Source organism: Halodesulfurarchaeum sp. (assembly GCF_036626455.1).
Classification (GTDB): Archaea; Halobacteriota; Halobacteria; order Halobacteriales; family Halobacteriaceae; genus Halodesulfurarchaeum.
This window is the reverse complement of the sequence record NZ_JAZKRK010000014.1, coordinates 1-23,520: the sequence shown is the minus strand read 5'-3', so window position 1 is coordinate 23,520 and position 23,520 is coordinate 1. Positions and strand designations below refer to the sequence as shown.

20 protein-coding genes are annotated in these 23,520 nt (G+C 60.3%); 8 read left to right on the top strand and 12 right to left on the bottom strand.

Annotated elements, in window-relative coordinates; all coding sequences use genetic code 11:
* The first annotated feature begins 253 nt into the window (after positions 1–253).
* Entirely contained in the window at positions 254–2,362 is a 2,109-nt protein-coding gene (locus tag V5A26_RS05985; protein WP_332320564.1) for a 4Fe-4S dicluster domain-containing protein, read from the top strand.
* Positions 2,363–2,454: 92 nt separating this feature from the next.
* Here V5A26_RS05985 and V5A26_RS05980 read toward each other — a convergent pair whose 3' ends face one another.
* Positions 2,455–2,643, bottom strand: a complete 189-nt coding sequence (locus tag V5A26_RS05980; protein WP_332320565.1) for a hypothetical protein — start codon at positions 2,641–2,643, stop codon at positions 2,455–2,457.
* 367 nt (positions 2,644–3,010) lie between these two features.
* Positions 3,011–3,601 carry a GNAT family N-acetyltransferase gene (locus tag V5A26_RS05975; RefSeq protein ID WP_332320566.1) on the bottom strand — a complete coding sequence of 197 codons (591 nt, stop codon included), beginning with the start codon at positions 3,599–3,601 and terminating at the stop codon, positions 3,011–3,013.
* A 107-nt stretch (positions 3,602–3,708) separates the two neighbouring features.
* Here V5A26_RS05975 and hemB point away from each other — a divergent pair, with 107 nt between their 5' ends.
* The 5 genes from hemB (at position 3,709) to V5A26_RS05950 (ending at position 9,446) form a co-directional block, all read left to right on the top strand.
* Positions 3,709–4,689: a porphobilinogen synthase gene (gene hemB, locus V5A26_RS05970; RefSeq protein WP_332320567.1), complete on the top strand. Its 981-nt coding sequence runs from the start codon at positions 3,709–3,711 to the stop codon at positions 4,687–4,689.
* 78 nt (positions 4,690–4,767) lie between these two features.
* Positions 4,768–6,102, top strand: coding sequence for a glutamate-1-semialdehyde 2,1-aminomutase (hemL, locus tag V5A26_RS05965; protein WP_332320568.1), 1,335 nt, complete (start codon positions 4,768–4,770; stop codon positions 6,100–6,102).
* Between the two features lie 52 nt (positions 6,103–6,154).
* Positions 6,155–7,225 (top strand): hydroxymethylbilane synthase, encoded by a 1,071-nt coding sequence (hemC, locus tag V5A26_RS05960; RefSeq protein WP_332320569.1) that lies wholly within the window; start codon positions 6,155–6,157, stop codon positions 7,223–7,225.
* On the top strand, positions 7,222–7,971 hold the full coding sequence (locus V5A26_RS05955) for a uroporphyrinogen-III synthase (RefSeq protein WP_332320570.1): 750 nt from the start codon (positions 7,222–7,224) through the stop codon (positions 7,969–7,971). Before hemC ends, V5A26_RS05955 begins: the two co-directional genes overlap by 4 nt.
* Before the next feature lie 44 nt (positions 7,972–8,015).
* A complete protein-coding gene (locus V5A26_RS05950; protein WP_332320571.1) occupies positions 8,016–9,446 on the top strand; it encodes a DHH family phosphoesterase in 1,431 nt (476 codons plus the stop codon).
* Between the two features lie 2 nt (positions 9,447–9,448).
* Here the strand turns inward: V5A26_RS05950 and V5A26_RS05945 are convergent, their stop codons facing one another.
* Positions 9,449–10,075, bottom strand: coding sequence for a helix-turn-helix domain-containing protein (locus V5A26_RS05945; protein WP_332320572.1), 627 nt, complete (start codon positions 10,073–10,075; stop codon positions 9,449–9,451).
* Positions 10,076–10,383: 308 nt separating this feature from the next.
* Between V5A26_RS05945 and V5A26_RS05940 the strand changes: the two genes are divergently transcribed.
* Both V5A26_RS05940 and V5A26_RS05935 read left to right on the top strand, forming a co-directional pair.
* Positions 10,384–11,070, top strand: coding sequence for a helix-turn-helix domain-containing protein (locus tag V5A26_RS05940; RefSeq protein ID WP_332320573.1), 687 nt, complete (start codon positions 10,384–10,386; stop codon positions 11,068–11,070).
* A gap of 657 nt (positions 11,071–11,727) precedes the next feature.
* Positions 11,728–12,510 (top strand): IclR family transcriptional regulator, encoded by a 783-nt coding sequence (locus V5A26_RS05935; protein WP_332320574.1) that lies wholly within the window; start codon positions 11,728–11,730, stop codon positions 12,508–12,510.
* Positions 12,511–12,547: 37 nt separating this feature from the next.
* Here V5A26_RS05935 and polC read toward each other — a convergent pair whose 3' ends face one another.
* The 9 genes from polC to V5A26_RS05890 all read right to left on the bottom strand — a co-directional run.
* Positions 12,548–17,557 carry a DNA polymerase II large subunit gene (gene polC / locus V5A26_RS05930; RefSeq protein ID WP_332320575.1) on the bottom strand — a complete coding sequence of 1,670 codons (5,010 nt, stop codon included), beginning with the start codon at positions 17,555–17,557 and terminating at the stop codon, positions 12,548–12,550.
* Entirely contained in the window at positions 17,558–17,980 is a 423-nt protein-coding gene (locus V5A26_RS05925; RefSeq protein WP_332322267.1) for a PPC domain-containing DNA-binding protein, read from the bottom strand. It abuts the gene before it with no gap.
* A 36-nt stretch (positions 17,981–18,016) separates the two neighbouring features.
* Complete coding sequence (locus tag V5A26_RS05920; protein ID WP_442908736.1) at positions 18,017–18,187, bottom strand: DUF7556 family protein; 171 nt, start codon at positions 18,185–18,187, stop codon at positions 18,017–18,019.
* Between the two features lie 119 nt (positions 18,188–18,306).
* Entirely contained in the window at positions 18,307–18,858 is a 552-nt protein-coding gene (locus V5A26_RS05915; protein ID WP_332320578.1) for a DUF7529 family protein, read from the bottom strand.
* Positions 18,859–18,898: 40 nt separating this feature from the next.
* Positions 18,899–19,300 carry a DUF7555 family protein gene (locus V5A26_RS05910; protein WP_332320579.1) on the bottom strand — a complete coding sequence of 134 codons (402 nt, stop codon included), beginning with the start codon at positions 19,298–19,300 and terminating at the stop codon, positions 18,899–18,901.
* Positions 19,297–20,625 (bottom strand): ABC transporter ATP-binding protein, encoded by a 1,329-nt coding sequence (locus V5A26_RS05905; RefSeq protein ID WP_332320580.1) that lies wholly within the window; start codon positions 20,623–20,625, stop codon positions 19,297–19,299. Before V5A26_RS05905 ends, V5A26_RS05910 begins: the two co-directional genes overlap by 4 nt.
* A complete protein-coding gene (locus V5A26_RS05900; protein ID WP_332320581.1) occupies positions 20,622–21,692 on the bottom strand; it encodes an ABC transporter ATP-binding protein in 1,071 nt (356 codons plus the stop codon). The genes V5A26_RS05905 and V5A26_RS05900 overlap by 4 nt, the downstream gene beginning before the upstream one ends.
* Entirely contained in the window at positions 21,692–23,239 is a 1,548-nt protein-coding gene (locus tag V5A26_RS05895; RefSeq protein ID WP_332320582.1) for an ABC transporter permease, read from the bottom strand. Before V5A26_RS05895 ends, V5A26_RS05900 begins: the two co-directional genes overlap by 1 nt.
* Positions 23,240–23,244: 5 nt before the next feature.
* Positions 23,245–23,520: ABC transporter permease subunit (locus tag V5A26_RS05890; protein WP_332322266.1), on the bottom strand; the 276-nt coding region annotated here is incomplete at its 5' end.

Below are 23,520 nucleotides of genomic sequence, written 5' to 3'. Positions count from 1 at the left end.
ATACCTGGCACACGATCGGGATAGGTTTGTCGTCAACGTGCGCGCTCCACAAGGGACACTCGTGGGGACGGTTTCGACGGAGAATTAGGACCGTATTCCTACTGCGCGCACCCGCATATGCCAGGATTTCCATCGCTCGGGATGTGTGCACAAACCACACCTCCCGTAATATTTTCCGTCAACAAGGGGCAACACTCGCCCCGTTCCACGGGTCTTGGAAAGTTTTAAGCGCGAAGTGTGGGGACCATTCCGTATGGTGCTACTCGCACAGGCAAGTGACATTACGCGGGAGGCGTTCTGGCAGATCACCCACACGGGGGAATTGCTGTTTTACTTCCTCACCGTCGTGGCGGTGCTGCTGTTCCTGTACGGGCTCTATCAACGGGTCGAGCGGTATCGACAGGGGTCCGAAGATCCCTTCGATCGGGTGGATGACCTCACCGCTCGAATCGTCGAGGCCACGAGAATCGTTGGGAGTAATATCAAACAGTTCGATCGGGATTTCTTCGCCGGCTTGATGCACAGTTTCATCTTCTGGGGCTTTCTCACCCTGCTGATGGCGACGACAATCGTCGCCTTCGAGATGGACATCTGGGTGAAGCTCCTCCAGCAGGAGCATTTCTTCAACGGTGACTTCTACCTCTCCTTTTCCTTCGTCGTCGATGTCATGGGCTTTGTTTTCATCGTCGGCATGGCGATGGCACTCTTCCAGCGCTACATCACCCGCAAAGACCGACTCTGGGGGAAGCACACCCGGTTAGAGGACGACCTCTTTGTCTGGGCCCTGTTCCTCCTCGGTGTCGGGGGCTTCCTGCAAGAGGGACTTCGCATCGCCGGCATGGGTATGCCGGACTTCGAAACTGTGAGCGTAGTCGGCTGGACGATCGCCTCGATATTCACGGGAATGGGTTTGAGCCCAGACATTGCAGCGGCAGTGTATCGACCGCTCTGGTGGTCCCACGCCCTGCTCGCACTCGGGTTCGTGGCGACGGTGCCCTACGCCAAGCCGGTCCACATGCTGACGAGTTATGCAAACGTGATCGCTCGCGATCCGCAGGCTGGGGTTCGGCTTCCGGGAGTCCCCGAGGACGCGGACCCGGAGGACATCGGGACGAGTACCATCGAGGATTTCAGCTGGAAACAGCTGCTCGATCACGACGCCTGTACGAAGTGTGGGCGCTGTACCTCGGTCTGTCCGGCCAACCAGTCAGGTCGGCCGCTCGATCCGCGTGATGTCATTCTGGACCTGCGGAAGTACGGTCGCGAACTCCAAGGTGACGAAACCGAGGAAATCCCCATCATCTCGGGCGACGAGGACTCGGTCATCGACGCCGAGACGATGGAGTCCTGCATGACGTGTATGGCCTGTGTGGACGCCTGTCCCGTCGAGATCGAGCACGTCACGCAGTTCACGGAGATGAACCGGCGGCTCACCGAATCCGGCCAGATGGACGAGAACGTCCAAGAGGCCATGATGGCCCTCTTCCAGCAGGGCAACTCATTCGGCGAGCCGGAAGGGACCCGTGCCGAGTGGACCGAGGAACTAGACTTCGAGATCCCGGACGCCCGGGAGGAAGCCGTGGACTACCTCTGGTACGTCGGCGATTACCCGAGTTTCGACGAACGCAATAAGAAGGTGGCCCGCGCCTTGGCCAAACTGTTCGAGGCCGCAGACGTCTCGTATGGCATCCTTTACGAGGACGAGAAAAACGCCGGCAACGACATCCGTCGCGTGGGCGAGGAGGGGCTCTTCGAGATGCTGGCCATGGAGAACATCGAGACCTTCGAGTCCGTCGACTACGACACCATGGTCACCACGGACCCCCACGCCTACAACACCTTCACGAACGAGTACCACCAGTTCGGCTGGGAGCGCGGTGACGACGTCGAGCATTACACCCAGGTCGTCGAGGACCTCGTCGAAACCGGGGCGCTGCCGCTTTCCGGGACGGAGTTAGATACCCGAGCGACCTTCCACGATCCGTGTCACCTGGGCCGCTACAACGACGAGTTCGAGGCGCCCCGGGCGGTGCTGAATTCCACCGGCGCAGAACTCGACGAAATGCCCCGGAACAAGTCCGACTCCTACTGTTGTGGTGGTGGGGGCGGCGGCCTCTGGCTCGACCCCGACGAGGAGGAGAAACCGGGCGAGGAGCGGATTCGAGAGGCCCTCGAGGACACTGCAGGCGGACAAGACGTCGACCAGTTCATCGTCTCCTGTCCGATGTGTATGACGATGTACGAGGACGGCGCGAAGTCCGGCGGTTATCAGGACGACATCGAAGTCGTCGACCTGGCGGAGGTCGTCTGGGACGCCGTTGAAACCAACCAGGGGAGCGAAACGCCGGCCGCTGCGGACTGAGTCGGGAGTTGGGTTACAAGCGGTTTCTTTCGGCTTTCGAACGGCTGCTTTCGGTCGCGGAGACGTGAAAATACAGTTCGTCAGCAAGCCGCCTACAACCCGATCGCGGCAAGCGAGAGGGCTGCCAAACCCAGCAGGAACACCGGACCGGCCGGGGACAGCAGGAACGTGGCCATCAACGGGATGGCCACCGCCATCGCCAGCGAGCGCCGGAGGGGCGGAGCGGGTCGGGGGCCGTCTGCGTGTGGTGCGTGCGAATGGAGTCGGTCGTGTCGTCGCATTGGTATGGAGGGCCGAAGGACTGTCTGGGGGCGATACTGGTGACCAGAAGGTGGAGCACGAGAACGCGGCGGAATTGTCGCCGGAGTCAGGTCCGCCGGGAAATCCCTGCGACCTGGACCAGGCAAATGACCGCCCAGTCACGCTCCCGAGACCCCGTGGCAGTGACGGTGGACCCGTCACGCCAGCTGGTGGGAAGGAGGGGGGCAAACAGAGAGGGGATCGGGTAGCGCGTGGTCATGTCGATCACCGGCAACGTCCCGCGATACTGAGGGGTGAGTAAAAAACCTTATGGTGGGTTGTGAGGGGCTCACACACCATAATTCCCCAATATTGGGACTTTTTGACGGCCACCGTTTCAAACCGATATCAGCTCGATTGTGTATCGCTCACCCTCCATTCAGGGGCGAGCAGTGAATAGCGAGCCACGTCTCGATGGTCACCTTCGACGAATTTGGCATCGCGCTCGGTTCCTTCCCTGGTGAACCCAAGCGATTCGAGCAGTTGTTGTGAGGCGGTGTTGTTCTCGAGCGCCCGTGCAACCACGCGATGGAGCCGCCGCTGCCCGAACGCGTAATCGAGGAGGAGTGGCGCGGCCTCGCTCATGTAGCCCTGTTGTTGTGCTGACGGGGTGATCCAGTAGGCGATATTCGCGCTGCCCGCTGCCTCGTCGACGTGGAACAGGGTGAGAAAGCCGATTGGTTCGACTGGGGGTTCGGAATCGACGACGTACTCGTCGTTGTACCCCGTCTCCTCACCCGCGACCGTCACCAGAAACGCAGCACCGTCATCGTCCTCCTCGATGTATTCCTCCTGCTCGGCGAGGGTTGTCGGGCCGGTGAAGGTCAGCGGAACCCGGATCGCTGGGTCGTTCGCGTGAGCCTTGAGAAACGGCGCGTCTTCCTGTTCGACCGTCCGAAGGGCAACACGATCGGCCTGGCTGAAACGGGCGCCTGGCATGCACAGGCATTCACGAAGACCCACAAAAGGTGTTTGCCCCGAAATAGCGGTCGCCAGTGATTTCTGGGTACCGTGGCTACTATCTTGGTCGGCGCGCCAGAGATAGTATGGACCTCACGCGACGCCCCAGACGACTCCGACAGGACGGGATCCGGGACCTGGTTCGGGAGACCGGCCTCTCGGCGACCGATCTCGTGGCGCCGGTCTTCGTCGACGCGACGGCCGAGGAACGGGTCGAAATTCCCTCGATGCCTGGTCACGAACGGGTGCCAGTCGACGGAATCGTCGACCGGGTCGAAGCGGTGCTCGAGACCGGGGTCGAATCGGTCATCCTCTTCGGCGTCCCCAAAGCCAAGGACGAGGACGGCTCACGCGCCTGGGCGGAAGACGGCGTGATTCAGGAGGCGACCCGCCGAGTGAGCCGGCAGACCGACGCCTACCTCATCACGGACGTCTGTCTCTGTGAGTACACCGACCACGGACATTGTGGCGTCCTCGAACCGGGGGCCCCTGAGGACGTGACCTTGACCGTCGACAACGATCCAACCCTCGACCAGATCGCCCGAACGGCCGTCTCACACGCCGAAGCCGGAGCGGACATGGTCGCCCCGAGTGGGATGATGGACGGGATGGTCGGGGCGATTCGGGGGGCACTCGACGAAGCAGGGTTTGAACAGACACCCATAATGAGCTACGCCGCCAAGTACGAGTCCGCCTTCTACGGCCCGTTCAGGGACGCGGCTGACGGAGCCCCCAGTTTCGGCGACCGGCGGCATTACCAGATGGACCCGGGCAACGGCGAGGAGGCGCTCCGGGAGGTGGCCCTTGACGTCGAACAGGGGGCCGACGTGTTGATGGTCAAACCCGCATTGCCGTATCTCGACGTCGTCCGTGAGGTGAACCAGAACTTCGACTATCCCGTCGCCGCTTACAACGTCAGCGGCGAGTATGCCATGCTTCATGCGGCGGCTGAAAATGGATGGCTCGACCTGGAGGCGACCGCCATGGAATCGCTCGTCTCGATCAAGCGGGCGGGCGCGGATCTGATTCTTACATATTTCGCGGAAACGGTCGCCGAGCAGTTGTGAGTCGGTGAGCGGAGGTGACTGCCAACACACGCGGCGAACAGCACTACCTTCATGGCCCCGCCTGTCAAACCACGAGCCATGCGACACACTACGTCACGCGACCTCTACGATAGGGCCCTCTCCGTGCTTCCTGGCGGGGTGAACTCCCCGGTTCGAGCGAGCCAACCCTATCCGGCCTTCATCGAACGGGGCGATGGGAGCCACGTGATCGACGCCGACGGCAACCGCTACATCGATTTCGTGGCCGGTTACGGCCCCGTCCTCCTGGGCCACGACCTCCCCGACCAAGTGATCGCGGCCATCCAAAGCCAGGTCAGCGACGGCCCGATGTACGGAGCTCCCACGGAGGTCGAGATCGAACTCGCTGAGTTCATCGCGCGCCACGTCCCCAGCATCGAGATGGTCCGCTTCGTGAACTCCGGGACCGAAGCGACGACGGCGGCCGTGCGACTCGCACGCGGGTACACGGGCCGAGACAAAGTCGTCGTCATGCAGGGCGGCTATCACGGCGCTCAGGAGAGCACGCTCGTCGAAGGCGACCGGAGCGAGGCAGTCCCGTCAAGTCCAGGAATCCCGGCCGAATTCGCCTCGCAGACTGTTCCCGTTCCGTTCAATGACGAGGCTGCCATCGAACAGGTATTCACCGAACAGGGTGAAGACATCGCGGCTGTCCTCACCGAACCGATCCTGGGCAACCGTGGCATCGTGATGCCCCAAGAGGGTTATCACGACACACTCCGAGCCCTGACCCGAGAACACGGCGCCCTGCTGATCTTCGACGAGGTCATGAGCGGGTTCCGGGTCGGGGGATTGGGCTGTGCCCAGAGCCACTTCGGAATCGAACCCGATCTCACCACCCTGGCCAAGGTGATCGGCGGCGGCTTCCCGGTCGGTGCGGTCGGGGGTCGAGCCGAAATTATGGAATCGCTGACCCCTTCAGGTGACGTCTTCGAGGCCGGCACCTTCTCGGGCCATCCAGTAACGATGACCGCAGGGCTGGAAACGCTGCGATACGTGGCTGAAGAAAACGTCTACCAGCACCTGGCCGATCTCGGGGACGAGATTCGGTCGGGGTTAGTCGACATCGTGGCCGACCAGGCGCCGGACTATACGGTGACCGGCATCGACAGTATGTTCAAGGTCATCTTCACCCGCAACGGCGCCGGCCAGGAGGGAGTCTGTTCGGCCGGGTGTCGCCAGGACCCCGACTGCACCCAAAGCGAGACCTGCCCGACCGACGCGAGTGACGTCGAAGCCGCCGCCACCGATCGCTGGGAGCGGGTGTTCTACCACAAAATGCGCGAGGAAGGCGTGCTCCTCACGCCCAACCAGTTCGAATCGCAGTTCCTCACCGCCGCCCATACCCAGGAGGACATCGAGGAGACCCTGGAGGCCTACAAAGCCGTCCTGTGAACGGAAGCGCAGAGACGAGGGGTTTTCCCTCCCTGGGGACGGATGAGGCCGTATGAGTATTCAAGGGACCATCGAACTCGCGACACGGGGGTCGGATCTGGCCCTCCGACAGGCGACCCAGATCCAGTCCCGGCTTTCGGACCACCGCATCGAGGCCGATCTGCGGCACGTAACTACGCAAGGTGATCGCATTGAGGATGCACTCATCCAGGATCTGGGGAAGACCGGCGCGTTCGTTCGGGAACTCGATCGGCTCGTCATGGACGAAAGCGTCGATGGCGCGGTCCACTCGATGAAAGACGTGCCCACGGAGGAACCCAAGGAGATCGTCATCGCCGCCGTTCCCGCCCGTGGTGCAGTCGGGGACGTGCTCGTTTCGCCCGACGGCGACACGCTCAACGGGCTCCCCTCGGGAGCGGTCGTCGGCACCTCCAGCCTTCGACGGGGCGCTCAGGTTCAGTCCCGTCGCCCCGATCTGACCATCGAACCGCTGCGAGGGAACGTCGACACGCGACTCGAGAAGGCGCTCGCTCCGACGCTACAGGACGAACACGAGGCCAGGCTCGAAGCCGAAGAAAACGAGGACGTCGCCCCACCGGACAGTCAGAGCGCCGAGGAGTGGTTCGACTCGCTGGCCGAAATCGAGCGGGCCGCCCTCGGTCGCGAGGTCGAAACCGAATATGACGCCATCGTCCTCGCGAAAGCCGGTCTGGTCCGGAGCCGGCTCCTCGATGCCGTCCCTACCCATGACCTTCCCGTCGAAACCCACGTTCCCGCCGCGGGACAGGGAGCGCTTGCGGTCGCTGCCCACGAGGGAACAGAAGTTGCCGAGGCGATCCACACCGCGCTCGATCATCCGCCGACCCGTGTCGCGACGACGACCGAACGAATCGTGCTGGAAGCACTTGGCGCCGGCTGTGTCGCTCCGCTGGGCGTCCACGCAACGCTTCAGGGCGACGTGGTACAAACGAACGTCCAGGTGCTCAGCCAGGACGGGAGCGAGGAACTCACCGAGCGACGGGCCCTGAACGTCGAGTCCTATGCCGAAGACGCCAGAGGGTTTGCGGCTGATCTGGCCGACCGTGGCGCGGCCGAACTCATCGAGGAGGCCAAACGGACATGACCAGTGACACGGAGTCGGCCCCCAAGGTGGCAGTTTTTCGCCCCGATGACGAGCGCATCGAAGACGCAGTCGAACTGCTCGAGGAACACGATGTGGAGCCAGTTCCGGACCCGATGCTTGCAGTCGAGCCAACCGGCACCGAACCCAGATCAGACGGCGCAGTCACCGTTCTCACGAGCAAAACGGGCGTCGAACTCGCTGCCGAGGCCGGGTGGGAGTCAAAAGACACACAGTTTGTGGCCATCGGGCCGGCCACCGCGGACGCCGCCGAGGCGGCCGGATTCGACGTCGATCTGGTTCCCGAAGTGTACACCTCGGCTGGGCTCGTCAACGCCCTCGAAGACTCGGTCGACGGTGAGCGAGTGGAGGTGGCCAGAAGCGATCACGGGAGCCCAACCCTCATCCAGGGGCTCACCGACGCCGGCGCATATGTTCACGAAACGGTGCTCTACGAACTCGTGATTCCCGACGGGGCCGGAGAATCAGTCGCTTTGGCAGCGGATGGAGCACTTGACGGGGCGCTTTTCACTTCCTCGCTGACCGTCAAGCATTTCCTCTCCATTGCCGCCGACCGGGACGTCGAAGCCGCGGTTCGGGACGGACTCGAGTCAGCCGTCGTCGGCGCCATCGGCTCCCCGACTGCAGAGACTGCAGCTGCGGCCGGAGTCACTGTCAGCATCGTGCCCGAGTCAGCCGATTTTGCGGCGCTGGCCCGAGCCGTCGTCGGCGAACTGGAGAGCCACTGAGCCGGTCCGCACGTTTATCCCGGGTGCCGACTGATTTGAGCGTAATGGAGCCACCCGTCCCCGCCCTGCACGAGCGAGCATCTCGGGCGGCCGCTCATCTCGCGGCTGCGGATTCGGTCCGACTGGTTTCTCACGACGATGCCGACGGCCTGACCAGCGCTGCGATTGCTGGGACCGCTCTCGAGTGGGCCGGCGTGGAAGTAATGACCGAGATCAAACACGGGCTCGACGAGGATGCCATCGACGAACTCGCTGCCGCGTCCACGGAGACGGTGCTCTTCACCGATTTGGGTAGTGGCGGACTGGATCGGCTCGCCCACCATGCCAGTACGGGACAGTTCACACCCATCGTGGTCGATCACCATCAGCCAGTCGATGCCAGCATCGAGCATTTTCTCAATCCCCGTACAGTCGGTCTCGATGGGGGCCGGGAACTCGCGGGAGCGGGGACGGCCTACGTCCTGGCTCGAGCGATGGCGGACCAGATCGGGGCCGTGGAGGGAGACCCACGTGAACTCGCAGCGCTGGCGGTCGTCGGGGCGATCGGTGATAGGCAAACTGTCGAGGGCGAACTCGTCGGCGCGAATCAGGCGATCGCTGCGGAGGGCGAAACAGCAGGGATGGTCGAAAGTGGCACCGATCTCGCCGTCTACGGGACCCAGACCCGACCACTGCCGAAACTCCTCGAATACACCTCGGACGTTCGTATTCCGGGGATCACGGGCAACCGGCGGGGAGCGATCAAATTCCTCGAAGAGCTCCCGGTCCCGATCAAAGACGGGGATCGATGGCCGACCTGGACCGAACTAGATCCCGAGACCCGAACCACGGTCGCGAGCGGGCTTATGACCAGGGCCATGGAACGAGGCGTCCCCTCGGACAGAATTGAGCGGTTAGTCGGGACCCGATACATACTCGCCCGGGAGGAGCCAGGTACCCAACTTCGAGATGCGAGTGAATTCTCGACGGTGCTCAACGCCACGGCTCGCTACGAACGAAGCGAGATCGGCCTGGCAGTCTGTCGAGGTGACCGTGAGGAGGCTCTCGAGGCCGCCCTGGAGTTGCTTCGAGAGCATCGAATGAACCTCTCGAAGGGCATCGAATGGGTTGTCGAAACAGGCGTCAGGCGAGAATCACATGTCCAGTGGTTTCACGCCCGGTCGGAGATCCGGGACACGATCGTTGGGATAGTCGCCGGCATGGTGTTGGGCTCGGACGGTATCGACCGCCACAGGCCCATCGTCGGCTTTGCGGACAAACTTGCGGGCGACGGGGTCAAAGTGTCGGCCCGGGCCCCAGGACGGCTGGCTAATCGCGGGATCGATCTGGGACAGGCCATGCGTGTGTCGGCAACCGATGTCGGTGGCGAGGGAGGTGGCCATTCCATGGCAGCGGGAGCCACGGTCCCTGCCGGGCAGGAACCCGCGTTTCTGGCGGCTGTGGACGACGTGATTGGGGCGCAATTGGACGGCTGAGTTTACGACAAAATCGAAGCGAGGAGCTTTGATTGGGCGGCCGCCAGGTGTTCGGTAAACGTCGAGGTGGTAATTCCGAGTTCGTCGGCAACTTCGCCGGCATTTGCCCCCTTCGGGTGATCGAAATATCCTAACAAGTGGGCCGTTTCCAGCACTTCGCGCTGTCGCTCTGTGAGCTCGCCCCTATCGACCAACACAAGGTCGTCATCGCCGGTCTCCTCGGCATGGACCAATCGAACGATCCGCACCTCAGAGAACTCCTTACGGATACCGACGATGATGTCCCGGAGTTCTTCCATGTCCTCGACATGGATGGCCAGGTGCAGTGCACCATCGACGGTGTGGATGTCCCGAACCGGGACATCGAAATCTTGGACGGTTTCGCAAGGACAGCATCCCTGGTGATCGCGCTGGAACCGGTAGATGGTTCGATTGCCATAAGAAAACACCTCAGAAGCCCCGTCGACCTCCGGGTCCCCTTCGACGGCGAACTCTTCAGTGATCTGCCCTGTTTCGGGGGCGACCGACCAGGAAATCGACTTCGCGTCGGTGTCCCCATCGGTAAAGCCGGCAATCTGACAGGCTGAGGGATCTTCGAATGCCAACTCAGCCCGAATGCCGGAAGTCATCAATATATCATTCTGGAGAGGACAGCTAAACCGTTTTGGCCCCAGCAAGGCTAACCCCATCTTTCCCGTATATGGGGGGTGGTTTCAGGAGCCGCTGTTTGGGTCGTGAGGTCTGTTCCGGCCGATAACGCGGCTGAAACCGCGCGTAACCGCGGTTTTCAAAAGTTGGGAAGGACAACGGATTATAGGACCCTTGGGGGTAAACAACCAAATATGTACGACACGAATCGCGCCACGGTGAGATCACGAATGGGGTCAATCGCCGACATGGCCCCGTCGTTGAGCCTGGACGGGCTTGGTGACGAGCGATGAGCGCCCTCGCAAGCGACGCCGTAGAGGCTGGTGGAATCAGGGCCAAAATACGGTTGTCGGATCTGGAAAGCTGTCCAGTCGCACAGGTGTCTCAGGACGAGGTCGAATGTTTCAACGTCTCGAAACGGGTCGATCCGGAGAGCGGTCGTGTCACCGAGGAGTTCGCCACAGACACGGAGGTCACATCCGAAGGGGCGGACCTCGAACCGATCTTCTCCTACGGGGAGCAGTCAGTCTATCGTTTCCAGCGCTCGTTCGGGCACGATTGTGCCTGTGAGATGGTTGAGGAGTACGACTGCCCGATCGTCGATACCCAAGCGATCGACGGCGACCTCTCGATCGTGTTCCATGCCCCCACAATGAACGAACTCCGTGGGGCGGTCACGGCGCTACGGGACAACTACGATAACGTCGACGTCCAGCGGCTGGTGAGTTCCCGCGACGAAGAAGGATCCGAGGACCTCGTGTTCGTCGACCGGGGCGAGCTCACAGAGCGACAGCGCGAAGTGCTGGAGACCGCCCACTCGATGGGGTACTTCAAGCACCCGAAAGGCTCGAACGCGGGCGAAGTGGCAGAGGCACTCGGAATTACCACCTCGACGTTTACCGAACACCTGGCAGCCGCCCAATCCAAACTCCTCAACTCGATTCTGGAGGAGCCCGAAACGCCAGCCCCTGCCTAACCGGTCTGCTCTAAGGCCGTTTTGGTTTCATCAATTTACAAGGCGGATACCTCGGGGCTTGACCCCGAGGCGGTTGACCTCGTCCACGGGTTTTACCATAGCTAGCAGGAAGAGGTCTCAAAACGACAGTTTTCGTAACGGGCTCAAAAGAGCCTCACAGGGCAGCTATGGGAAATGGGCTTAAGAGAAGCTTTGCGAGGCATATTCACTGATATAATCAGGTTTATCACGGAGTGTTCGGTCGCAGCCTAAATTTTGTATAGCGGTATGAAGTTTAACTTATATGCTAATCGGAGGTTTGGCACCAAACCATGATGCCACAGATCATATTCAAAGACGATCGTGAAAGAGTCGCCACGAAGAACTCGCTGAAGATTGGAAGGTTCCACAACCAAACCACATTCCAATATAGAAATTATCGCTCGTGGCGCTCTATAAAAGATCAGCGAGTAGCCCAGGAGAATTACAAAATCCTGTTGTTTCGGCCAATAGCCGAGCCAAATTTTCACCCTTGCTGTAATCCGCCGAAAGTGTCCTGACATCTGCCATGGCCGCCTCATCGTTTAAGTAATAAACTACATATAGCGATATAAAATTTTGTGCTGGCCACCACTCGATGCCGGGGTTTTTCTATAACGTGAAACATTGGGCTATACAATGAGCGGGCCCACGCCACGAACCCACGAAACAACAGACACCTCCCTTCGAATCCTCGACGCAGTTGCCGACATGGACAGCCCGACCGTCAGCGAAGTCGCCGAGGCGCTCGATATGGCCGTGAGTACGGCTCATAAACACCTCCAAACGCTGCTTTCGAACGACCTCGTAGTGAAACAGGACGACCGATACCAATTGGGACTCAAGCTGTTCCACCTCGGGACGAAAGCCAAAGGGCGGGAAACAGAGTTTACACTGGCCCGTGAGAAGGTCTACGAGATCGCCGGCCGGACAAGCGAGGTCGTGAATTTCTCCGTGCTGGAAAACGGCCGAGCGATCACGCTCTTCGATAGCCTCGATACGGGTACTCTCAAAGGATTCCAGCGAGGCCAGTACTTCTATCTCCACAGTTCGGCGGCTGGCAAGGCAATGCTGGCCGAAATGAACGAACATCGCGTCGACAGCATCATCGATCGGTGGGGCCTGCCAAAGCGGACCGAATACACCATCACCGACCGTGAAACCCTTAGCGAGGAGCTGGATATTGTCAGACGGAGAGGCTACGCAGTCAACGAGGAGGAGGCCTGGGAGAACCTCAAAGCAGTGGCCGTCCCAGTTCAGGACCCGGATGGATCAGTGCTTGGAGCAATGGATATCTCGGGTTCTCCACACCGGATCTCGTACGAACGGTCCATCGCCAGAACTCTCGCCCGAAGTGTGGCCGAGCTCGAATCTGCGCTGGAATCTCACACCGTCCTGGAATCCCAGTGGAACGTCCGATAAACCGCGGCTGAGAGGGTCAACAGGTACTTCCGCCGATTCACATGAAGTCTGCGATGCCGCTTTGTTTGTTCTTGTCGTTCTCGAAAATCGACTCGATCGAGCGTTCCAGAATTCGCAGCCGCTGTTTCGTGTACTCCCGTGAGCCGTACTCCTCGGCGACCTCCAGGGCGGTCTCGAGGTACTTCGTCACCGAGCCCTCGTGGACAGTCAAATTCACGTCACCGCCGCAGTTTCGACAGGTCCCGGAAAGTGGCACTCGACGATATTTCGTGCCACAGGACAGACATCGGACCTCCTGGCGGGTGAACGCTCGCAAGTTCCCGATCAGGTCAGGCAGGAAGTGATATTCGATGACCCGTTCGGCCACGTCCGTCTCGTCGACGGCGCGGAGTTTCCGGGCGAGTTCGAGTTGCGCGTCCATCTTCTCCGTCATCGAGCCCAAGGTTTTGTAGGCCGAAAGATCCGGTCCGAGCGCAATGTCCGATGTGTCGTGGGTGAATCCAAAATCCGAGTACGCCCGGTCGGTATCGAGATGGTCCTCGGCCAGTTCGACGTCGACAGCGTCGGGATCGGCCATCTCTCGGGTGGCTTCGTAGAACTCCCGTGAGTACTGGGTCACGGTGTCCATATTGTGGGCCTCGTCGTCGATTTCTTCCGGATCGATTCGGGAGGACATGACCAAGGGTGCGTCCATTCTCCCACCCCGAGAGTCTGGCAAGTACTTCTTCGAGAAGTTGAGCAGGCCATCCATGAGGAGCATCACGCAATCTTCGTCGCCGTCGCACTGCTTTTGAGAGGTATCATTGACGATGACCGAATGCGTGCCAGGGACGGTGAGACTGTAGGTGTACTCGACACCGGATTCCACATACGTTACGTCGGCCACCTCGTCTACCAAATAGTCGCCGTCACCCCCGTCGAAAATTCTTCTACCCGCAGGGTTCGTTTCCTTGACGTGATTGAGAAGTCGTTTGTTCTTTCGGGGGAGATGCAACCCGACGGACTGGCTGAATTCTACAGCGTCGGTGGATGAGATTCTAATCACATACCCTTTCCGTGAAACTGAATTGTCCTCTTCGTCGTAAAAGTCGGGGAACTTTTCTTTTAACGGGATTGGGTCTGTCGTATCAACACTAGCACTTATTCCCAAACGGGTCAAAAGTGCTAACAAGTCTTCCTTTAGTTCCCGACTGACTGTAGTCGCCGTGATTAGGAGAGATGATTTGTCAACCCGTCCATCGCCACTGAAATAGCCACTTAGAAACGATGATACGAGTTCGTCCGATTGATTGAAAATTATCGGTGGGACATGTTTGGTCTCTGCAGTAATCCCGACTTCAAGAATCTTATCGAAGAACACTCGCATTAACCGGCCTGAGACGGTGACTTTTGCATGATTTTCACGATACGGTTTGACCCCGAATGTCCGTTCAAGCGTGTTTTCGAAAAAATCACGAGCGACTGATTCTATCCCGGAGATAGTGGCCTGATGAATTGTCCCCTTCGATGTCTCCTGCTTCCGAGCAAAACCCTCTGCAGCATAATATCCAATCAGCGTAGCCAGATCTTTGTCAAGAGTTACGATTCGGTCTATTTCGACCCGATCTCTTTTCATCCCCAACGTAACCGCATTTGGAATCCGTTCAACTGTCGCTTCGGAAGACCCCAGCAAATCCATCAAAATCGCCACCGGAATGCTTTCACGATAGATGTAATTACTCAGTCTTTTCTTCGGTAACCCGAGAAACTCCGCAGTACTCTTCAGTGGATAGAATTCGCCTTCCCATTCATCGGCGAGAACACCTTTAAAAAGGCTATATAACTCTCCTTTATCGATTCCCTTCACCATCAGAGACTCGCGGTCGATCTCATCCACTTGGAGAAATTCCTCCAAAAGGTCAAACGTCTGGGCGCTGTCGCTACTGTCGAAAACTTCCAGATGGGCAGGCGTCAGAAGCGAATCAGAGGAGGATACTTCACTGGCCATTTTAGAATGAATACTATCATCTTCGAGGACTTGGATATCGTGATCGGGAGTTACCGTCAACTCCCGTCCACTTCTGGTTTGAATCGTGACCAGATGATCGGTTGAAACATGCTTTGAGACTGCATCAACCGGTTTGCGGACGATCTCGCCATCTTGGCTCAGTGACGGAACAACCACCCCACCATCCAATTCCTGAACGAGCGTACCAAAATCGTCTTCCGCTGCTGTTGTCGGATCAAGTCGTTCTTCCACGAACTCCTCGATCGGGTCGTAGTGCCAGACGCCCCTCTCGTCCTGAAACCAAATCTTGGTCTCCGGATGGAAGCAGTTCCGACGCTTCGAGGCGTGAAAGTACGGATGCGCATATCCCACGGCCGCTGAAGTAAAGCCCACCACCCGCCCGACAACGGCCGCGCTCGTGTGGGGGGCCATCCCGAAGACGAGTTCGCCGACCAGCCCCTCGCGGTCTGTGAGCTTGTAGAAGGGCTCGAGGTCGTAGTAGTCCTCGAGCAGTTCGTCAACGAAATCCGCCGTCTTGAGCATGTGTTCGGCGGCCCCATCCGAGAGCACGATGTCCTGCACCCGCAGCTCCACGAGCTGGTCTGCATGCTCCAGCGGGTCGCCATTGATGTCTTCCTCATAGCCCAACTCCCGGAAATTCCTGACAGATACGTCGAGTTCGGCCGGGCGAACTGCCGTGACCGGGAGGTCGGTCATGTCGTAGCGAACCGTCCCGTCCTTGAACGCGGTGACGCCGTGTTTGGCCCGGAGAATGCCCTTCTCCATCGGTTCGGGAATCTTGGTTTCTGACATCAACCCCTTGACACCTTTCACGATATCGAAGGTGCTCTCTCGCTCCGAAACGGAAGCGAGTGCCTCCTGGAACTCGCTGCGAACATCGACAGTCTGTCGTTCGACGTTCGAGAGTTCCCGCTCGCATTTCGGGCATTCGACCCGGCCCGCCTCGTCGGGTTCGACCCGAATCGAGCACTCGGGACACTCATAGACCGGGCGGGTCTGGGCCCCGCATTCCTCACACCGGGGTTTGTAGGTTCGAGTGCCACACTCAGGACACTCGCGTTTGCCGAGATCCACTTCAACGGTGCCCTGTGTGCCGTCGATCTCGTCACCCGCCGCGGCCGCTTTGCCGACGTCACGCTGGTTGCCACCGGCTTCGCCGATCGGAAACAGCGTGTGGACAGCCGGGCTCAACTCACGTGATTCGGACTTCTCCGGGCGGCCCATCCGGTTCCCAATGCGAGTCGGTGCTCGTTCCCGAACGGAGAACGGTGCCACCTCCTCGACGGCCTTCATGGCGTTGCCCCAGTCCCTGGCAGCCGCCGAGAGCTCCCTCACAGTCCATTCCCGGTCGAGATCGGTGCTGAGACCGATAGTCCGAACAAACGGTCGCCAGTCATCCACCACGAGTGTTTCCTCGGCCTGGTGATGTTCAAGAATGAGCACCTCCAGGATTTCCCGGACACCAGGCGACCGCGGGATATGCAGCGAGTCATCTTCGATTGACCCCGCCGCGATGGCGGCTGCAAGTTGATCGAGATCCGCCACGTCGATGTCGTGATAGAGTGGGGTGTATTCGGGATGGAGCGGTGCGTCGTGGTCACGCGCCCAGTTGAGTGCCTGTTCGGGCTCGGGGTGCGCCAAATCCACGTACGGGGAATCCTCGAGGGCCTGGACGTTGGCGCCGGCCGCCGCCATATCCTGCACCCACCATTCGACCGTGTAGGACGCCGGGGCCAATGGCTGGTTGTTCTCGACGAACTCGCCGTAGTTCACCAGGTACTCACCCAGATCGAGTACCGCTTCCACCCCGTTCCTGACATCGAGGGCTTCCTCCGGGTCGTCGATGCGACGCACGTCCCCATTCGCGAGTTTCACCGTCGGACCCTCGATCGAGTCGACGGGCACCACCCCTGCAGCCTTCCCTGGTCGTTCGGTCTTGATCTGGGTGCCCGTCGCGAGGAAGTCATCCACGAGATGCATCGTTGCGGGATGGACGCCAGCGGTCGCAAAGCCGTGGTTTCGGGCCCGGCCATATCGCAGGCGGAAGCCGCCTGGTTCGCTCGGGTGAGAGAAAACAGGTCGGCCGGCGATGAGATCACGGAGGTACTTCCTGTTCGAGTCAACTCGGGGTGGGCCGGTTGTTTCGTCGGGCTCGTCGGCATCGGTCCCAGGTTCATCCTCCACAGACTCCGCCTCGGCCCCGACTTCGCCGTCGATGAGCGCCTGGAGCCACGGCCACTCGACTTCGGCGAGGTCGTCGGTATAACGCTGAATCTTGGGTGCCTTGAGCGCGAGACCCTCCGCTAGTACCAGACACATCCCCCCGCGGGAGCGATTCGTATCGATTCGTTCCAGGTCTCGAAAACCCGAAACTTCGCCTTCGCCAGTGGCCTCGCCGTCGAGCATGATCGGGACGTTCCTGGCGATGTGTTTGGTCTCCTCGTCCGAAGGCGTGTATTGAAGCCCGGTCTCCTTGTCGTAGAGTGCGACTTCCTCCGCGTAGCGCTCGACTTCGTCCTCGCGGGGCTGGTAGGCCTCGATGCCCAGCAGGGCGCGAGCGTAATCCGCAACGAGCACCGAGAGCGCCTGGGCCGTCCCACCGGCCGATCGGATCGGGCCCGCATACGAGACCGCCACGAACTCCGACCCGTCGTCGTTCTGACGAAGTTCCACCCGATCGATGCCCTCGATCGGGGCCGCAACGACCCCCTCAGTCAGCAGCGCCACTGCGGTCCGGACCGCACCTTCGACTTTGCCCTGCCGGGTTTCGTACTCGCCGACGTTCCCTTCGACAAAGTCCTCGACGAGCATGAGCGCGGCTCGCTCGCGGGAATAGTCGTCCTCGAGTTCCCGAACTCGCGCGGCGACGCCGTCGATCCCCAGAATGTTCTCCACGCGGTCGGCCATGTCGGTTGCGACCGGGATTTCGACGTCCGGAACCGGGTCTGCTCCGTGCTTGCGTGCGGTTTCGGCGACCGAGATGGCCTGCTGGAGGCGCGTTTCGAGTTCGGTGAAATAGGCGGATTCGACCTCGCGCATCTACAGAGAAAGCCGGTCCACACCGGTCGCGGGATCGGGGTCCCGGGAAAGCGATTCGGCAACGCCCCAAACGATCGCCGTCCCACCGAAGACGGTCGCGGACTCGATCCGACCGGCCAGCGCCTGGCCTGATGGCCGAGCGAGTACTCCCTGAACCTGACTGGCGGGCGATTCGTCTGCAGTCGTTATCGTCCCGGTGAAAACCGGCAGTTCCAGCGGTTCGTCGAAGGCAACTGACTCGGCGCTGAACTCGTCCTGGTCGTAGACGGCGAGTTCGGCCTTCCTGACGGCCCCTGTTCCAAGGATCCAGGCCGATTCGAGGTCGGCGGACTCGGCGAGGGCAGCGAGTTCCGAGGAGAGTGACTCGTCGTACTCGAGCTCGACGAGCAGGGTTCGCTCCGGTGTCACCTCCTGTGCGTGCATACACTGCGGAACGGGGTCCGTGGGCAAAAAGGTGGCCTATCGCCACGCCTTGAGGTCTCGTGTCGCGTCTGTCGACGCGGATACCCAGGCGTCATCCCGGGAAATGTCAGCGATCACATACCGCGACTGGGAGCCGGCCTCCTCGACAGCGGCCATGACCTCACCGGTCGATTCCGTGACGGCCATGGACGTGGCATCAGACACCATGACATATGGTACGAAGTCTCAGGCTTTATTTAAAAACATCGGAACGGGAACGAATGGTTGGATTAACAACAAACGGGCTGAGAAAACGGACAGCCGACAGCGACAGATCCGGCGCTACGTTATAGAGACTGTTCGTAGGCGAAAATCGAGTCCGGGTTCGGGAAAAACGCCGAGGGGTCCTCGTGTTCGATCGAACCCAGATGGGTCCCATCGAGTTTCTTCACGTGGGTGTACATCCCCTCACGGTCCAGTGCGGCTCGGACGAGGTCCGGCGCTGCCCGTCGGAGATAGCTCCCGGCGATCAGCAGATCCAGTTCGGCATCGTGGTCGATGCACTCGGTCACGATGAAGGTGTACCGCCCGATCGACTGCTGATAGACGCCGGTCTCCTCGAAATCGGCGCGTTCGAGGAGGTCCTGAAAGGTTTCGGCATCGTCACCAGGGATGACGTAAAACAGGCCCCACCGCTCTTTCTCGCCCTGTTCCGGCCCTTTTGGCGCCGTGTTCCCGGCCTGGAGTGTGAGTACCTCGTACCCGGCGGCCTCCCGGTCCTCAGCCATTGCCGCCATGTCTTCGAGGGTTTGACTCCAGCCGCTCCGGGCTTCGTCGCTCGTCCGAGCCATCCGTTCGGCCTCCCCGAGGGTCGTCTCGTCGGGCCTATTTCTGGTCATACGGCCTCAAGGACGTGAATAGGGATAAATGATTGCCGGCTCAGACAGCCACGTCGAAGACGGTCTCCATCACATAGGAAATAGCAAGCACAGCGATGCCAGTTAGGAAGGTTTTGACCGATCGGCTCACTCGATCGCGGGGTGGGAGCCACTCACCTCGGAGCCCCGGGAGTTCCCACAATCTGGGCTCGAACCACAGTTCGTCGTCCGGGTCAGGACCGACGTCGACCGAGGGCCAGATGGTGGGTCGTTTGCGAGAGCGTGCCCAGAGGGTCCAGCTCCCCACGCCGAAGATGAGAAACCCGACAACGAAAAGCAGGTATTTGAGCGTCAACCACCCGTCGCCGAAGATGAAGGCGAGCACTGTGAGGCCGACTGTAAGCAGCAGGGCCACAGCAACGACCCAGTAGAATGCTTCGAGTACCCGAAGTCGGGTCGTCATTTCGTGCGGCGTTCGATGACGGGGCCGACATCCTCGTACTCCCGTCCATGGCGGTGACAGTAGCTCTGTCGGCCCGATCCACTGACTTCGTGGAAATCCGGACGTTTATCGTCACAAACACTGTTGAAGGCCGAGCTGAGGTGTTTCCGGGCCTCCGAGGGGCGACCTGCTTTCACCCGGTTCGCTGCCCCGTCGATGATCTCCTCGACCTCGGGAGGCAGGTCAAGATCCGCGAAGAGATCTTCGAGGGTGTGATCGATGTCGTCATAGCGGGAGAACAGCCCCACCCGTCGTTTGACCAGGTCGGGAACGCCCAGATCGATGCGAGATCGTTCACGAACGATCTCGCGGAACCGCTCGATCGCGTCCCAGACGTCCTCGGAGAGGTCATACCCCTCGGGCCGGATCTTCGCTGGACACCGCGTCGAGAACTGGCATCCTGTCGGTGGGTCCCGGGGGCTCGGGGGCGAGCCAGGCAAGGTAATCCGGTGATCGCCCGCCGTTGGATCCGGGACCGGAATCGCCGAGAGAAGCGATTGTGTGTACGGGTTCGAGGGGTTGCTGAACAGCTCTTCGGTCTCGCCGAGTTCCATGACCTTGCCCAGATACATCACCGCCACACGGTCTGTGATGTGCCTGACAACAGAGAGGTCGTGGGCGATGAAGAGGTAGGTCAGGTCGAACTCGTCCTGGAGCCGTTCGAGGAGGCTAATGATCTTGGCCTGCACACTCACGTCGAGCGCGCTGACCGGTTCGTCGAGGACCATGAACTCCGGTTCCAGTGCAAGGGCACGGGCTATCCCGATCCGTTGGCGCTGTCCCCCTGAGAACTGTGCCGGATAGCGATAGTAATGCTCATCCTGGAGCCCCACGTCCTGAATGAGGTCGAGAACGCGGGTCTTGCGGTCATTATCCGTTCCCCAACCGTGGGCATCAAGCGGTTCGCGGACGATCTCACCGACAGTCATCCGGTCGTCCAGACTCGATTGTGGGTCCTGAAACACCATCTGGGCGTTTTTACGCCACTTGTGCAGGTCTCGGCCCGACAGGGTCGTGATGTCCTCCCCATCGAACAACACCTCACCGTCCGTCGCCCGTTCGAGTCGGATCAGAGTCCGGCCGAGGGTGCTCTTTCCACAGCCCGATTCACCAACCAGGCCCAGTGTCTCACCGCGTTTGACGGTGAAACTCACCCCGTCGACAGCCTTGACTGGTGGCCCCGCGAACACGCCATCACCTCCGTAGTGTTTTTTCAAGCCGGAAACCTCGATAAGCGGTTCACCGGGTCGGACCGGACGCTCGGGGCGGAGATCGGACTCACTCATTCGTCTGCACCTCCTGAGTCGATCCCAGTCCTGGGTTGGTGCTCACGGTGTCGTTCAAGTCGTTCCGCCTCAGATAGCCCCTCGGGATAGAGCAGACACGCCGCGAAGTGTTCGTCGCCTTCCCCGACCGGAACATTGGCGGGCGGATTCGTTTCACAGGCGTCAAAGGCCTTCGGGCAACGCGGGGCAAACCGGCAATACGTAGCCGGTTCATTCGGCGTCGGCACTTCGCCTTCGATCGTCCGAAGGCCCTCTTCGCGGGTTTCCTCGCCCGGAATCGTCTCGATAAGAGCCTCCGTGTAGGGGTGTTGTGGATTCGCGAACAGCGATTCAACGGGCGCTTTCTCGACGATCTGACCGGCGTACATGACGTTGACTCGATCGGAGATGTCCGCGATGACCCCCATGTCGTGCGTGATGAAGAGGATCGAGAGGTTCCGCTCTTCCTGCAACTCTTTCAGGAGATCCAGGATCTGGGCCTGGATGGTGACGTCCAGGGCAGTCGTCGGTTCGTCGACGATGAGAAACTCCGGTTCGCAGGCGAGCATCATCGCAATGACGGCCCGCTGGTTCATCCCCCCGGAAAACTCGTGAGGATATTCGCTGAGACGCCGTTCCGCGTCGGGAATCCCGACGGATTCAAGCAGTGAGATCGCCTCTCTCGTGGCTTCTGCCCCCGTTATTCCCCGATTGACATTGAGAGATTCTTTGATCTGGTTCCCGATCGTGTAGACTGGATTCAACGAGTTCCGAGGGTCCTGGAAGACCATGCCGATGCCGCTGCCCCGCACGGATCGGTACTCCTCGTTCGTCAACTCGGTGAGTTCCCGGCCCTCGAACTCGATCGAGGACCCCTCCAGGATCCGGCCCGGCGACTCGATCATCCCCATGATCGACCGGGCGGTCACGCTCTTCCCCGAGCCCGATTCCCCGACGATACCGACTGTTTCGCCACGATTCACGTCGAAACTGATGTTGTCGACAGCCCGGATCGTTTCGTGTTCCGTATAGAACACCGTCTGGAGGTTGCGGACCGAAAGGATCGGTTCCGCGTTGGATCGGGCCATCAGCCACCACCTCCGACCTGAGCCTCCTCAGTGTCACTGCCTTCAGTTTCGGGATCGATAGCGTCCCGGATGCCGTCACCGAACGCGTTCAGTCCGGTCACCAGGAAGACGATCATCACCCCGGGCAGGAACGAAATGTGCCACGACGGTCCTGAAACGTAGGGTTGGCCCGCGGAAACGGCCCGTCCCCATGCAGGAGTCGGGGGATTGATCCCGAGCCCGTTTCCGAGGAAGGATAGTGCGGCAAGCCCGATGATGATGCCCCCTGTCGACATGGAGGCATACACCATCAGGTAGCCGACGATATACGGCAGCATGTGCTTGCGCATGATCGTCCGCGGCCGTTGGCCGAAGCTCTTTGCGGCTTTGATCCACCCCTCTTCGGAGACCTGGAGGGCCGGACCGCGCACCGCCCGCCAGAGGAACGGCCAAGTGGTGAGGGCAAACACAAGTGCTAAAATAAATCCGCCGTCGAGAACGCTCCCCATCCAGTGGTTCGCGAAGACGACACTCACCATGATGAGCAGGAGTAGTCTCGGGATGGACATTACCCCCTCTGCCGTGGTGAGGATCGTGAGATCAACCCAGCCAGTGTAGTATGCCGAGATCATCGAGAGCATCGCTGCGATGATCGAAGCGATGCCGATAGCCATGCCCGCGACGATGAGCGAGATGCGGGCCCCACCCATCATATATGTAAACAAGTCTCGGCCGTTGGGGAGTGTGCCGAATGGATGGAACCGGCTGTAATCGTCATAGGTCATCGGGGCAATGTTCTGCCCGACCGATCCCTTCGACTTCGATTCGAAGTTCGCCGTTCCAGCTGCAATCGTTTCGACCTGCCCCGTCTCTTCCGAGAAGTATTGGATGTCGTAACTGTACGGACTCTGAATGTTCTGCTCGACCGTCGAGGGACTCAACGCCGGACCGAAGGTCGCCATCATCAAGAACAGGATAAGCACGACGATTCCGAACTGACCCCATCGATGTCCGCGCAATCGGCGGATAATGTCATCTGTGGGAGTCCATCCTTCGTGCCGGTAATTGTCACGGAAGACGAGCCAGCCTCGGAAGATCCAATAGGAGGTGAAAATCGTATAGGCGACGAGGAGCGTGAATCGGATCGCCCAGGCAATCGCCGGTTCGAGCCCGAGGAACGAGCCGACCCATGGCCCGTCAGGTCCCGTCTGGTAGCCCTGGTTGGGGATGACTTCCCGGCCAAGCAACGTGGGCAGCTGCTCGAAGAAGATCCGAACCCCATCGAGGAAGCCCGTAATGGCGGTTTGGACGTCAACAATCACCGCGGCGGCCGAGGGCGAAATGAGTCCGACAATGATATCGATAAGCCCTGTGACGGCCACGACTAACGCCTGGCTGAGCGTCACCGCGATTTCTGCGAACGTGAATATCTCGATGAGAACGAGAAACGCCATCACCGCGCCCCAGCGCAGGGCCGGTTCCGGGTTCTCAGCAATGCGCTCGCGCAGCGGGGCTTTCTCGGCATCAGTCAGTTCGGCCCGTGTCGTGGAAATGACATCGTCGTCCATCTTGGTCACCTCTCAGCCCCCTCCAGCGTGATCCGCGGATCGATAAACGTGTAGAGCAGGTCCTGGGTGATGTTGAAGAGAACCTGGAAGATGATGAAGATGAAAACCAACGCCATCACCAGCGGAATGTCCGGCCCCAGGACGGCCCGGAAAAACATGTTCCCGAGCCCGTTGATCGAGAACACCTTCTCGACCAGCACCGAACCGCCGATCAGGAGGTAGAACTCGCCCATGATGACCGGCAGGAGTGGGACAACCGCATTCCGACCCACATGTTTGCC